Source organism: Xenococcus sp. PCC 7305 (genome assembly GCF_000332055.1).
Classification (GTDB): Bacteria; Cyanobacteriota; Cyanobacteriia; order Cyanobacteriales; family Xenococcaceae; genus Xenococcus.
In genome coordinates this window covers 1-14,233 of record NZ_ALVZ01000212.1, presented here as the reverse complement: position 1 = coordinate 14,233, position 14,233 = coordinate 1, and the positions used below count along the sequence as shown (strand labels likewise).

General features: G+C 40.9%; 12 protein-coding genes. 7 read left to right on the top strand and 5 right to left on the bottom strand.

Translation table 11 applies throughout. From position 1 onward, the window contains the following. Positions 1–32 precede the first annotated feature (32 nt). Together XEN7305_RS17850 and XEN7305_RS17845 are read right to left on the bottom strand one after the other, a co-directional pair. Positions 33–551, bottom strand: a complete 519-nt coding sequence (locus XEN7305_RS17850; RefSeq protein WP_006510890.1) for a single-stranded DNA-binding protein — start codon at positions 549–551, stop codon at positions 33–35. A gap of 355 nt (positions 552–906) precedes the next feature. Next, positions 907–1,458 carry a peroxiredoxin gene (locus tag XEN7305_RS17845; protein ID WP_006510889.1) on the bottom strand — a complete coding sequence of 184 codons (552 nt, stop codon included), beginning with the start codon at positions 1,456–1,458 and terminating at the stop codon, positions 907–909. Between the two features lie 157 nt (positions 1,459–1,615). On the opposite strand from XEN7305_RS17845, the gene sat reads away from it, so the two are divergent. The 5 genes from sat (at position 1,616) to XEN7305_RS17820 (ending at position 8,417) form a co-directional block, all read left to right on the top strand. Next, a complete protein-coding gene (gene sat / locus XEN7305_RS17840) occupies positions 1,616–2,788 on the top strand; it encodes a sulfate adenylyltransferase (protein ID WP_006510888.1) in 1,173 nt (390 codons plus the stop codon). Positions 2,789–2,949: 161 nt separating this feature from the next. Next, entirely contained in the window at positions 2,950–5,184 is a 2,235-nt protein-coding gene (locus tag XEN7305_RS17835; RefSeq protein WP_006510887.1) for a caspase family protein, read from the top strand. Between the two features lie 58 nt (positions 5,185–5,242). After that, positions 5,243–6,544, top strand: coding sequence for a hypothetical protein (locus XEN7305_RS17830; RefSeq protein ID WP_006510886.1), 1,302 nt, complete (start codon positions 5,243–5,245; stop codon positions 6,542–6,544). A gap of 189 nt (positions 6,545–6,733) precedes the next feature. Further along, the gene (locus tag XEN7305_RS17825; protein ID WP_006510885.1) at positions 6,734–7,279 is read left to right on the top strand and encodes a phycobiliprotein lyase; all 546 of its coding nucleotides are present in this window, start codon (positions 6,734–6,736) and stop codon (positions 7,277–7,279) included. A gap of 331 nt (positions 7,280–7,610) precedes the next feature. Continuing rightward, positions 7,611–8,417, top strand: a complete 807-nt coding sequence (locus XEN7305_RS17820) for a COP23 domain-containing protein (RefSeq protein WP_006510884.1) — start codon at positions 7,611–7,613, stop codon at positions 8,415–8,417. A 74-nt stretch (positions 8,418–8,491) separates the two neighbouring features. Here the strand turns inward: XEN7305_RS17820 and tkt are convergent, their stop codons facing one another. The 3 genes from tkt to XEN7305_RS17805 all read right to left on the bottom strand — a co-directional run bounded on the left by tkt (position 8,492) and on the right by XEN7305_RS17805 (position 12,328). Continuing rightward, positions 8,492–10,516, bottom strand: a complete 2,025-nt coding sequence (tkt, locus tag XEN7305_RS17815) for a transketolase (protein ID WP_006510883.1) — start codon at positions 10,514–10,516, stop codon at positions 8,492–8,494. 251 nt (positions 10,517–10,767) lie between these two features. After that, the gene (gene fabF / locus XEN7305_RS17810) at positions 10,768–12,021 is read right to left on the bottom strand and encodes a beta-ketoacyl-ACP synthase II (protein WP_040898484.1); all 1,254 of its coding nucleotides are present in this window, start codon (positions 12,019–12,021) and stop codon (positions 10,768–10,770) included. A gap of 70 nt (positions 12,022–12,091) precedes the next feature. After that, a complete protein-coding gene (locus tag XEN7305_RS17805; protein ID WP_040898482.1) occupies positions 12,092–12,328 on the bottom strand; it encodes an acyl carrier protein in 237 nt (78 codons plus the stop codon). Positions 12,329–12,531: 203 nt separating this feature from the next. Between XEN7305_RS17805 and prfB the strand changes: the two genes are divergently transcribed. Then, positions 12,532–13,642, top strand: a protein-coding gene (prfB, locus tag XEN7305_RS17800) for a peptide chain release factor 2 (protein ID WP_144053314.1) whose coding sequence is annotated in 2 segments (ribosomal slippage) — positions 12,532–12,603 and positions 12,605–13,642 — 1,110 coding nt in all. Because the reading frame shifts where the segments join, the coding sequence is not laid out codon by codon here. 37 nt (positions 13,643–13,679) lie between these two features. Next, positions 13,680–14,138, top strand: coding sequence for a DUF29 domain-containing protein (locus tag XEN7305_RS17795; RefSeq protein ID WP_040898478.1), 459 nt, complete (start codon positions 13,680–13,682; stop codon positions 14,136–14,138). Positions 14,139–14,233 lie beyond the last annotated feature (95 nt).

Below are 14,233 nucleotides of genomic sequence, written 5' to 3'. Positions count from 1 at the left end.
TTGCCTAAAACCTAACACCTAACACCTTCTTCTTAGAAAGGAATATCATCCAGTTGCTCGTCGGTATAATTTCCAGGAGCAGATTCGGCAGGGGGCGTTGCTGCGACTTTAGTCGGGCGGGCAACATTAGTGCTGGTTGGTTTAGGTTGGGCAACACGCACAGGTTCTGGATTAACTATCTTGGACTGGGAATTGGAAGCAGCTTGTTGCGAAACATTCGAGGCTGTCGTGGTGGAGAAACTTTGAGCATTGGCATCCATGGGAAAAATTCGCGAAATCACCAATTCAGCCCGCTTTTCCTTATATCCTTCAGGCATATCTATCAAATTCATCGACAAACGACCATCAATGATGACGCGATCGCCAGTCTTATATTGCTGACTAATTTCCTCTGCCAAACCTCCCCAACCGACAACTCGAAGCTTTGATGGAGGATCTTCTGGTCGTGAGCCTGCAAATTCAACCAGCATATTAGCAACATTAGTTCCGTCTTGAGTCTGACGTAATTCGGGATCACTAACGATTTGAGCCATCAAAACACAACTATTCATATAATTGGGTACTCCAAATTACTAAGTTCAATTGTACCAAAAAAACCAGAAACTAATTAAGGGTAGCAAAGTTCGGCAAGATTTTGGCCTTGACTAGCTTATTTATGCATTTAGAGTTTATGAGGAATAGCAGAGTTTGCAACGATAAAAACAAAAGAAAAAGGTTCTGGGAGTCTTTCCGTGTTTCGACCCCAAAACCTTTCTCTTTTACACTTACTCCTCACACACAATTAATATAATAGGGATTCTCTCCTGTATTTGTCAATCTGTTGTGACACTTTGCAGATTGTCATAGTCAATTACTGTTTAATAAAAATACTCTTCAGTTCATTGCTAATGCTTAGGTAAGCAATTTTCAAGTTTTAATTTTCAACTTCTCCAAACTGGTCAATACTTCCTGACTATGACGATTAGGATTAACACCTAAAAATATCTTCCGCAAAACACCATCAGGATCTATCAAATAAGTATGACGCAGCGAAGAAATTCCTAGCCATGAGCCGTAGGCTTTACTCACTGAACCATCAGTATCAGCTAATAGAGGAAACTTCAACCCTTCAGCATCACAAAATTCTCTATGAGAATCTACATCGTCAACACTTACCCCAAGAATCTGAATATTTTTTTCTTGATATTTGGGGAAATCTTGTTGAAAACGACGAGCTTCGATGGTGCAACCAGAGGTGAAATCCTGGGGATAAAAATATAAAACAACCCATTGACCTCGATAGTCACTAAGAGAAATCATGCCATCTCCAACATTTGTCGGCAAAGTGAATTCGGGGGCTAGTTCATCCAAAGAAGGCTGAGGCCCACCTAAGGCTAAAGCTGTTGGGGAAAAGCTCCCAAAAGTTAGCAAAGATAAACAAATAGTTAGAAGAAATTTAATGCAAGTTCTACGTTTCATTAGTACATAAATATGCTTTACTTAACATAAGTTAACACTTAGTTTTGCAATACTCAATTGTAAGAAAAAAATTACATTGAAAATTACAGCAGAACATCATTTTTTGAAGTAGTTTGTTAGAATCGATGCTCAAAAGTTAAGATTAAAATAAATACATATGAGTCAAAATAAAGATACGATCACACCTCACGGTGGTACTTTGATCAACCGTATTGCGACCCCAGAACAAAAAGCAGAATTTTTAGCTCAAGCAGACTCTTTACCTAGAGTTCAACTAGACAAAAGAGCGACTTCTGATTTGGTAATGATTGCCATTGGAGGCTTCAGCCCGATCAGTGGGTTCATGAGTCAAAATGACTACCAAGGCGTAGTTAATGAAATGCATATGGCCAGCGGTGCTGCCTGGGCAATTCCCGTCACTCTTTCTGTGAGCCAGGAAGTGGCAGCACCTCTAAAAGAAGGTTCGTTGGTGCGGTTGGATGATCCTAGTGGCAACTTTGTTGGGGTATTAGAACTAACCGAAAAATATACCTACGACAAAAAACATGAAGCCAAAAATGTTTATCGGACAGAGGAAGAAGCCCATCCTGGAGTAAAAGTAATTTACGAACAAGGCGAAGTTAATTTAGCTGGCCCCGTTTGGTTATTAGAAAGAGCTGCTCATCCTCTATTCCCTAACTATCAAATCGATCCTGCGGCATCTAGAGCTGCCTTTAGAGAAAGAGGTTGGAACTCTGTAGTCGGATTTCAAACTCGTAATCCCATCCATCGTGCCCATGAATACATTATCAAATGTGCTTTAGAAATTGTTGATGGCTTATTCTTACATCCTCTAGTTGGTGCCACGAAAAGCGATGATATTCCTGCTGATGTAAGAATGCGTTGTTATGAAATCATGATGGAAAATTATTTTCCTAAAGATCGTGTTGTGCTCGCAATTAACCCTTCAGCAATGCGCTATGCCGGGCCTAGAGAAGCTATTTTCCACGCCTTGATTCGCAGAAACTACGGTTGTACTCACTTTATCGTTGGCCGTGACCATGCGGGAGTTGGAGATTACTATGGAACCTATGATGCTCAGCATATTTTTGAAGAGTTTAAGCCTGGGGAATTGGGGATTATTCCTTTGAAATTCGAGCATGCTTTTTACTGTAAAGTAACTGAACAAATGGCTACTTCCAAAACTAGCCCCGCAACCAAAGAAGATCGTATTCACTTATCTGGGACTAAAGTCAGAGCTATGTTGCGGAAGGGTGAAATTCCTCCTGCACAATTCTCTCGTCCCAAAGTTGCAGCAGAATTGGCAAAAGCGATGAAAATTGAATCCTAGACTTTAATCAAGACAGCAGTTCTTTTCTTGAGTCTGTCCTATCCCTTCTTAAGTTAACTTAAGGAGGGGTTTTTAATTGAATAACTTTTTCTTTGAGATCAACAAACAAGACTCTATTCCTGATAATCTGATAGCTAACATCTCAATGTCATTGTCACAACATGGGACTTAATCGTCGAACTTTTTTGCAAAAGGCTGGATTGGCCTTATTTTCTGTAGGAGTATCTGAAACAGGAATTTCTCTATTGGGCAACAGTGAGAAACTAGCACCATGGCTCCAACCCTATGTGCAAACTCTAGCTGCCCCGACTAATCGCAAACTAGCTCTGTTGGTTGGGGTTAATGAATATCCACAATGTGAAAATCTAGCTGGTTGTTTAACTGATATCGAATTGCAGCAGGAACTATTAATTAATCGTTTTGGATTTAACACAGAAGATATTCTGAAGTTGACTGATTTGCAAGCCACCAGAGAGAATATTGAATCTGCTTTCTTGGAGCATTTGGCTGCCCAGGCAAAACCCGGTGATGTAGTGGTTTTTCATTTTAGTGGTTATGGAGGTCAGGTTAAAATTCCGGCTACAGCTCAAGCTGCAACCATTAACCCATTATCAGCAGGAGAATCCTATCAATTAGTAGATAGTTTAGTTCCTGTTGATGGTATTTTGCCGACGAAGGGAGATCCTGCTAGTAATGAGCTGCTGAAAGATACTTTAATTTATTTAGGGCGGTCTCTGGCAACAGAAAATGTCACGTTAGTATTAGATGCTAGTTTTAGTCCTCAAGAAAGCTTTTTGCAGGGAAATTTTAAAATAAGAACTTGTGAATTAATGGGAGATAATCCCAATCCAGAAGGATTAGCTTTTCAAGAATTTCTCAAAATAAGATTGGCGACAGGGGGGTTACAAGGTGGGTTGAAAGCACTACCCAGTTCTGAGCTTGTATTAGCTGCTGCGACTCAGGATCAGATCGCGGTAGAAAAAGCTTGGGACGGTTTTAATGCCGGCTTATTTACCTATGCTTTGACGCAACATTTGTGGCAAACCACTCCAAGAACGAAGATCATAAATGTCTTGCAGCATGCAGGAGAAACAGTTGCGACCATCACCGATAATTTACAACAACCAACTTTTCAAGGTAATTCAACTCAAGAAGCTGTTCTAAATTACTATGCTGTCTCAGAAAGTTTAGATGGTGCAGAGGGATTTGTATCTGCCATTGATGGAAAAACTGTTCAACTGCAACTTACAGGAATTCCGCTCGGAATCATTGATAGTTACGGGGATAATTCCTGTTTTGCACTAAATGTCAATAGTGAATCTCAAGATTTGACACGGCAAAATTTGCTACAAATATCATCTCGTAATGGACTCAAAGCTAAAACTCAGCTGGTTCAAGCTACAGACTCAACTCCAGCAATCAAGGTCGGGCAAGAAGTTCAAGAAGTTATTCGAGTTTTCCCTCAGAATTTAGGTTTAATTGTTGGTTTGGATGATTTAGAAAGAATCGAAAGAGTTGATGTTACTAGTGCATTATCTGCTGTGAATACAGTTACTTCAGCAATTGTAGCAGAAGGGAAAACGGTGGATTGTCTTTTTAGTAAGGTGCAAAAAACTGATACTGATGTGGGTTATGGTTTGTTGAGCGTTGCGGGAACAATTATCCCTAAAACATTAGGAGAGAAGAATGAAGCGGTCAAGTCAGCAGTTAGTCGTTTAGAGTCTCAATTTGCCAATTTATTAGCTGAAAAATTACTAGAATTAACTGTAAATGAGGCTTCTTCACTGTTGCCTTTGTCAGTAACATTAGAAAGCTCAAGCAAATTGTTTCGTCAGACTTCTAGAGTATCTAAGTCGGCAAATTCTTCTGTGACAGCAGCAATGGACATTCCGATGTTTATTGCGGGATCAGAAATTAAATTACAGCTTAAAAACAATAGCGATCGCACTCTTTATTGCATGATCCTAGAAGTTAATACCAAAAATCATTTGGTGGCGCCTTATATTCCTAAGGAGATCGATGAGGAAGGCAAATTAGTTCATCTTAAGGACATTGCGATCGCGGCTAACTCTCAAGCAATTATTCCTCACCTGGTAGATTCTTGGGAATGGGATATCTCTCTGTCTCAAGGAATAACCAAAATGTACGTAATTTTCTCCACGAAACCCTTTAGCAAAACTCTTAATTTGATTTCGCAAATACCCACTGCGAAATTAATTCGCCCCCATATTTTAAATATTACCGAGCCCTTAGCAATTGTCAGAAAGATTCTAGAAGATTTAAACGATGCCAGTGCTGTTTCTCCAGACATTGTCGATCCCAATAGCGATGTTTATGCTTTGGATACTCAATCTTGGGCTGGCTTGAAATTTACTTATCAAACGAAAAAAGGATAAAGGGTAAAAAGGATAAAGGATGAAGGATGAGGGATGAGGAAGAACTTATCAATAGTCAATGTTAAATGATATTGTTATTTTAAGTAATGGCCCTGGGGAAGTGACTACTTGGGTGCGTCCTGTTGTGAAGGCTTTGCGACGAGAGCTAGGAGAAGAGAGCCAGCAAATGAGAATTTCTGTGATCTTGTCTCCCTGTCCCCATAGCACAGGAAAAGAAGCGGCGATCGCTTTAAGTTATCCAGAAGTGGATCGGGTTCAAGATGCTAAATATTTTAATCAGTTTCTCTTCTCGGGAAAGACTCAGGATAATTGGGATTGGCAGGATCAAGGAATCGTAATTTTTCTGGGTGGTGATCAGTTTTTTACTTTATTAGTTGGTGAGCGTTTGGGTTATCAGACGGTGGTTTATGCCGAATGGGACGCTCGTTGGTATCGTTGGCTAGATCATTTTGCCGTTATGAACTCTGAAGCGATCGCTAAAGTGCCGCAGCAATATCATCACAAGTTTACGGTGGTAGGTGATTTGATGGCAGAAGTAATTGAGGAAGGAAAAGCAAAGATCCCCCAATCCCCCAATCCCCCAATCCCCCATGCGAGTGCAAGCGAAGATAAAGAAGCGCAAGGCAATGTGACTGTGGGTTTGCTTCCAGGATCGAAGTCGGCAAAATTGATGCAGGGTGTTCCTTTATGCTTAGCGATCGCAGATTATTTGAGAGATTTACAACCAAAAATTAAATTTATCATTCCTGTGGCTCCCACTTTAGAATTGGATACTCTGGCAAATTATGCGGACTCCGACCAGAATTCTTTAATTAAGGAATTAGGCTGGTCAAGCGGCAAATTAGTATCTCCTCGTGCAGAAGACGGCTCTAGCTATTTAATTACTTCAGTTGGCACACAAATTGAGCTACTCACAGAATTTCCAGCTTACAATCATTTACTAAAATGCCAGTTATGTGTCACCACAGTGGGAGCAAATACCGCAGAGTTGGGCTCTTTAGCAATCCCCATGATAGTACTACTGCCCACCCAACAATTGGATGCTATGCGATCGTGGGATGGTCTTCCCGGAATTTTGGCTAACTTGCCTTTGCTTGGTTCGAGTTTTGCTAAATTGATCAATTGGTTGGTCTTAAGAAAAAAAAGATTATTTGCCTGGCCAAATATCTGGGCCCAGGAAGAAATTGTCCCGGAACTAGTTGGTAATCTAGACCCCCAAGAAATCGCCGAAAGAATTTTTAATTATTTAGAACATCCTCAACAATTGGCGCAAATACGCGATCGCCTAATTGCTGTGCGGGGCAACCCTGGCGCAAGTCAAAAAATTGCCCAAATTGTTAAATCCTTAGCAAAATATTAATTAATCTCTGAATTACGTTCATCTGTATTCAAAGGCACACAGCTAGCACTTCAGGATTAGTACTATAATATTTGTACAATACTTTAAGAAAAGTAACAAAAGCAGATTGTAACTTGACTAGAGAACCCACTTAGGGATCGGATACAAAGTTTGTGCTATGAACAAAAAAATATGTGAGGTTATGTCTCTATGGGATCTGTCGGAATGACAAACGCTACTTTAGAATCTTTGGTTGTCGATTTTTTTAAGCGATCGCAAGGTCAATGGAAATCACAACGCCGTTATTATATGCTCAACCAAGAAACAGAGCCCCAAGAGGTGGAAAGTTTACTGGAGATTAGTTTCTTGGAACAGGGAACCCCAGAATTACGAGATCTAGCCCATTTACATCAACTAGCAGATCAAGATGCTTTACTCTGTGGAACTAAAGTAACTTGGAATAGTAGCTATACCAACAAAAATCGTAAAGATTCTCGTGGCTCCACCAGTTTCGGATTTCTCGGCAATAAACTTTATCGCGATCGCGGATTCGCCACAACTAAACCCGTATTAGCAATTTGTTCTTTTACCAATCCCGATATTCTCTGTTTGCGTACCGAATATAGCGGTTCAGTATTTGAAGAAGAAATAAGACTAATTGGTCATAACTATCGCACCAGACAAACCATTATTTCCCGAGCAGGTGAAGAAATTACCATTGGTCAATATTTGGAAACTAGAATTTGTCATGGGTAATGGGTAATGGGTCATGGGTAATGACCTATGTCAGTTCAGCGAATTTTCTTATTGATTAAATTTACCAAGTTGAACTAATGAAGTAATAGGCTTTTCCCCAAATCCCTAAATCCCCAAATCCTTATTCAGAACTAGTAAATTTTGTACTCATCGCACTCACGTTGATAATTTGTGAGAAACATTTACCCGAACTCTCCGTCATAATGGTTGAAACTAGCTCGACTTTATGGCGGATATTTTAATATTTATTATCCGTTAAATATCAATCAACAACCAAGTAATTGAATCTATTTCTATTCAAGATTTTTTGTGATTTTCCTGGAGGATAACTATGTCGCTACAATCTTACATTAAGCAAACAAGCCAATATCTCAGTATTGCTCTGATATTGAGTGGAGGAGGTCTTAATGCAGCAACCATTTCTCAAATTCAGGAATTGGAGAATGTCAACTTAGGGCTACTAGGCAATTTGCTGAGTCAAACTCCTCCTGAAGTTATTATTGATACCAATCCAGGATCTAACGGCTCAACGACTCCCACAAGAACGACCACAACAAATGCTGATACTAGATTTACCTGTGAATATATCAACGGCGAATATACAGTGATGTATCGCCCTGAAACCAGAAATAGCTCTTTTCCTTGGGCTGTACCCAGTCAATTAGGCGGAGGCTGGACACCTCAAAGACGCTGTGATGAAATAAGTCGTCGTCTCGAAACATATCGAGAAGATGGATTACTAGAAATGACTACAGGCATTGAAAACGGGTATGATACCATCTGTGTCACCACTCAAATAGACCCTACAGCCTGTCGTATTGTGCTAACAGTTCCTCCTGGCCAAGATCCCCAAATAACTCGTGATCTTGTCTTTGAAAATTTGCTGATTGCGGATGACGGATCACAAACTAGAGGGGTCTATACCTATTCAGGAAATGGTAATGGTACGGATCTATTAAATGATATCGGCAATATTATCAGTGGCCAGAGGAATAATTCTCGATCCCCCGATAACATCGATTTACGACCCTTCCTCGATCCCTCCGACGGTGGAACAGGCGCTCAACTTAATAACAATAGTAACTATACTCCCTCAACCCCCAGCAGTTCAGAACGCAAACCTTCTGTTTTTAAATAGAAAAAAGAACCCACTGTCTGCCATTTGAGAGGCGGCGGGTTCTTTTACTCAATTATTCAATAATTTTGTTTTATTTAGCCAATAACTTTTTTGCCTACAGCAACAACATTGTCCACATTAAAGCCAAATTTATCTAGGGCAACACCACCAGGAGCCGAAGCACCAAAGGTGTCAATACCAATAATTGCCCCGTTATCGCCTGTATAGCGCTGCCAACCAAAAGTAGTACCAGCTTCTACCGCTAAACGTTTTTTCGCTACTTTAGGTAGTACAGAATCTTTGTACTCATCGCTTTGAGCCTCAAACAGTTCCCAACAAGGTAAAGAAACTACGCGGACTTTTTTGCCTTCTGCTTTGAGAATGTCTGCTGCTTTAACGCAAAGTTCAACTTCACTACCAGTTCCAATCAAAATAAGATCCAACTCTTCGGGCGCAAAACCGCAGGATAGAACATAACCACCTTTTTCTGCTTTCTCGATCGAAGAACCTTCTAGATTTGGTAAACCTTGACGAGATAAGGCCAACAAAGTAGGAGTAGTTCTGCTTTCTACCGCAACTTTATAAGCAGCAGAAGTTTCATTTCCATCAGCAGGACGGAAAACGTTAAGTTGGGGAATCATTCGCAAGGAAGCAACATGTTCTACTGGTTGGTGAGTTGGGCCATCCTCTCCCACTGCGATCGAATCATGGGTCATAACCCAGATAACCCTAGCTTCGGATAAAGCAGATAAGCGAATTGCATTCCGCATATAGTCAGTAAAGACTAGGAAGGTTGCGCCATAGGGAATTAAACCGCTACCGTGAAGAGCGATCGCATTACAAATTGCTCCCATGGCATGTTCTCTGACACCAAAGTGCAAATTACGTTCTCCATAGGAACCCTTCTGGAAGTCTCCAGTGCATTTAAGAGCTGTTTTGTTAGAAGGTGCGAGGTCGGCAGAGCCACCAATAAATTCAGGAAGAGTTTCGGCGATCGCATTAAGAACCTTACCAGAATGGTTACGCGTCGCATCTCCCTTATCTGCTGCGGTGTAGCTGGGCAAACAATCAGCCCAATTTTCAGGTAGTTCACCACTAACCATGCGCTCTAATAGAGCAGCGTCCTCGGCGTATTTAGCTTTATAGCCAGCAAAAGTTTTATTCCACTCAGTTTCTGCTGCGGCACCGCGATCTACTGCCTTACGAAAATGCGCGAGGGCATCGTCAGGAACGACAAATTCAGGATAGTCCCAACCTAAGTTTTCACGAGTTAGTTTAACTTCTTCTTTCCCTAATGCTGCACCATGAACTCCGTAGGTATTAACCTTATTAGGAGAACCATAACCAATAAGAGTCGTGATTTTAATAAAAGATGGTTTGTCAGTAACTGCTTTCGCTGCCGTGATCGCTTTCTCGATGGAGTTAAGACTGCCATTATCTTCTCCATTGCCCTGTTCTACATGCTGGACATGCCAGTTATAGGCTTCAAAGCGTTTGTTGACATCTTCTGTGAAGGCAATGTCGGTGTTTCCTTCAATGGAAATACTATTATCATCGTAAAGGACAATTAATTTTCCTAGACCAAGATGTCCGGCGAGAGACGCTGCTTCTCCCGAAATGCCTTCCATATTACAACCATCGCCCACAATTACGTAGGTGTAGTGATCGATGATTTCTGAATCTGGCTTATTGAATTTAGCCGCGAGATGAGCTTCTGCCATTGCCAAACCAACACCATTAGCAATCCCCTGCCCTAAAGGTCCAGTTGTAACCTCTACCCCTGCAGTAACGAAGTTTTCAGGATGTCCAGGAGTTTTAGACTCCCACTGACGAAACTGTTTAATATCATCAAGGCTAACGCTGTCATAACCCGCCAAATATAGCAGAGCATATTGCAGCATACAACCATGACCCGCAGAAAGCACAAAGCGATCGCGATTTAACCAGGTAGGGTTTTTGGGATTGTAGCGCATTAAGCGATCCCAGAGGACAAAAGCCATTGGGGCAGCTCCCATTGGCAGTCCTGGATGTCCAGAATTAGCTTTTTCTACTGCATCAATAGCTAAAAAGCGAATTGAATTGACGCAAAGTTGTTCAAGTGACTGGGTGGCAACTACCATAATCGTTATCTAAATTCTAAAACTACGATAAAAAAATAATTTGAGCGATCTCAAACTTGATGTCTGTGGGTTGCCCCAAGGCTCATACCTCATCATCCCATTGTTGGGATCGACGAGCAAGGTTCAAGATATTTTTAGGTTTGGGGTTTTAGGTTTTAGGTTTTAGGTGAAAACATTGTCACTTATTCAATAAAACAAGATTCTAATCAGACATTAACCTAACTCCTAATGCCCAAATCCCCATGACCAATTTAGTGATATTTTCTAAATGCCAAAGTTACATTATGACCACCAAATCCAAAAGAATTTGAGAGGGCAACTTCTACTTCTAGTTCCCGACTCTTATTCGCTATATAATCTAGGTCGCATTCTGGGTCAGGATTTTCTAGGTTGATCGTGGGCGGAACTTGATTATTTGCGATCGCCATCATCGTAGCTACCGCTTCAATCCCTCCTGAACCACCTAACAAATGACCCGTCATCGATTTTGTAGAACTAATCGCAACCTTGTAGGCTGTTTTCCCTAGAGCTTTCTTGATAGCTTTGGTTTCTGTAGAGTCATTAGCTAGAGTACTAGTCCCGTGAGCATTGATGTAATCTATCTCTTCAGCGGTAATTTGACCGTCCTGTAAAGCCAAATCAATAGCTCTAGTTGCGCCTAGACCTTCGGGCACAGGAGCTGTCATATGATAGGCATCACAGGTCATTCCATAACCAATAATCTCACCATAGATTCTGGCATCTCGCCCTAGGGCATGTTCCAATTCTTCGAGGAATAAAATACCTGCTCCTTCTCCCATGACAAAACCATCACGATCCTTGTCGAAAGGACGACTCGCATGGGCAGGATCATCATTACGAGACATAGACAAAGCTTTGGCTGAACAAAAACCAGCATAGGATAAAGGCGTAATAGCTGCTTCTGTTCCTCCACAAATCATGGCATCTGCATAACCTCTTTGGATCAGACGGAAGGCATCTCCAATTGCATGAGATCCAGCAGCACAAGCTGTCACAGTACAGGAGTTCGGGCCTTTTGCTCCCGTATGAATTGCTGTCAAACCAGCAGCCATATTGGCAATCATAGTGGGGACGGTGAACGGACTCACTTTTCTGGGCCCTTTGGTTAACAGAACCTCATTTTGAGTCTCAATCACTTGAATCCCTCCGACCCCAGTACCGATCAGAACACCTATGCGATCCGCATTCAGCTCATCAATAACAAAATTGGCATTTTCCAGGGTTTGCTTACTCGCAGCAACAGCAAATTGAGAAAAACGATCCATTCGCTTAGCTTCTTTTCTCGCCATATAGTCTGCTGGATCAAATCCTTTAACTTCCCCAGCAATTTGACAGGCATGGTTCGAAGCATCGAACAGAGTGATTTTGCCAATACCATTACGACCTTGCAAAAGACCCTCCCAATATTCTTGGAGGTTATTGCCTAAAGGCGTAATTGAGCCTAAACCCGTTACGACTACCCGTTTCATTTGCCGATTTGTCATTTTTGCTTCTATATCTTCTTTAATGCCAGAATGTCGCTACTTAATTTTAATTGATAAGGCTACGTAACTTTTAGGTAGCAGAACTTATATGAGTCGCTGCTTTTCCCACAGTATCGATCTTTTCTGCGACCTCATCAGGAATTTCAATATTAAATTCTTCTTCAAATGCCATCACTAACTCTACAGTATCTAAAGAATCTGCCCCAAGATCGTTAGCAAAGCTAGCTTCCTCAGTAACTTTCTCCTCGTCAACTTCAAGTTGATTTACGACAATTCCTTTGACTTTTTCAAATATTTCTTGATCCATTGATATTTTCCCGCTAGAGACTCCGAACATTAGGAAACGGGGCGGTTGTTACCGTTTCCCGCAATACAAATAATTTTAAGATCGGCAATCTACATCTTATAGGAAAGAGGTACAACTTGGTTAACTCAAGTAATAAGTGATAGGTAATAAGTAATAAGTATTAAAATGTTGATCTATTTAGATTACTCAATAACTTGGATCGTATGGAAATCACTGAATTGAAACGAGAAATAGAAACCTTGTCCTTGCGCCTGGGTAAGACCCAGGAATATCTTTGACATTCCTGTTTTAAAAGCTAAAATCCACGATTTAGAACAAGTAGCTGCCCAACCAGAATTTTGGTCACAACAATCAACAGCCCAAAAAACTTTGCAGGAGCTTAACGATCTCAAATCTAATTTGGCCCAATACCAACAATGGCATGATGTTTTAGACGATGCACAAGCGATCGCAGAACTCTTGGAATTAGAAACAGATCAAGCTTTGGCTGAGGAAGCGCAGACCAGCCTTATTCAACTGAAACAGGAGTTAGATCTTTGGGAGCTTCAACAACTGCTTTCTGGTACCTATGACTCTAGAGGAGCCATTTTGACTATTAACGCTGGAGCTGGAGGAACAGATGCTCAAGATTGGGCTGAAATGCTGTTAAGAATGTATACTCGTTGGGGGGAAAAACAAGGCTATAAAGTTCGCTTAGTTGAAGAATCGGCTGGGGATGAAGCAGGAATCAAATCAGCCACCCTAGAAATTGAAGGTCGTTATGCCTATGGCTATCTCAAAGCGGAAAAGGGAACCCATCGCTTGGTAAGAATTTCGCCCTTCAATGCTAATGGCAAAAGGCAAACTAGTTTTGCTGGAATCGAAGTTATGCCGAATTTGGGAGATGAATCTATTGAATTAGAGATTCCAGAAAAGGATTTAGAAATTACGACTTCTCGCGCCGGAGGCAAGGGCGGACAAAATGTTAACAAAGTAGAAACTGCGGTTCGTATCGTCCATCTTCCTACTGGGTTAGCAGTTCGTTGTACTCAAGAACGTTCTCAACTGCAAAATAAGGAAAAAGCTTTGGCATTACTTAAAGCTAAGTTATTAGTAGTTGTCGAGGAACAAAGGGCGCAGCAAGTTGCCGAGATTCGCGGTGATATGGTGGAGGCAGCTTGGGGCAATCAAATCCGCAATTATGTTTTTCATCCTTACCAAATGGTGAAAGATTTACGAACAGAATTAGATACAGGAGATATTAACGATGTAATGGATGGAAATTTGAATCCTTTTATTGAAGCTTATCTACGGCAAGAAAATCAATTAGTCTAGCTTAAAATTAAACTCATAAGGGACATAGAACATTAATATAACTACTCAATTGTCATCAAATATCAAAATAAAGAATCTCTATGGTCGCGATTATTATCTTTGGTTGCAACAGACTGCTCAACTAATCAGGGAAGGTAAATTTTCTGAACTAGACGCAGCTAATCTAATTGAAGAAATCGAAGATATGGGTAGGAGTGAGAAGCGAGCAATAAAAAGTAATTTAGTTATTTTGCTGTTACATTTACTCAAGTATAAATATCAGCCAGAAAAAAGAACTAATAGTTGCAAGGCTAGTATTAGAGAACATCGACGTCGATTAAGGGATGATTTTAAAGTTAGTCCTAGTTTGAAAAGATATTTTGCAGAGGTTTTTGACGAATGCTATCAAGATGGCAGAGAACAAGCTGCTGATGAAACGGGATTAGCGATCGATACTTTTCCGATTAAGTCTCCTTTTTCTCTCTCTGAAACTCTCGATTCTGATTACTTATACTAAATCCGATTTTGAAAACACATGTTTAGATGAGAAAATCTCAATGGACTCAAACCCTTCTGCCCTCTGCCCTCTGCCCTCTGCCTTCCCCCAACTTT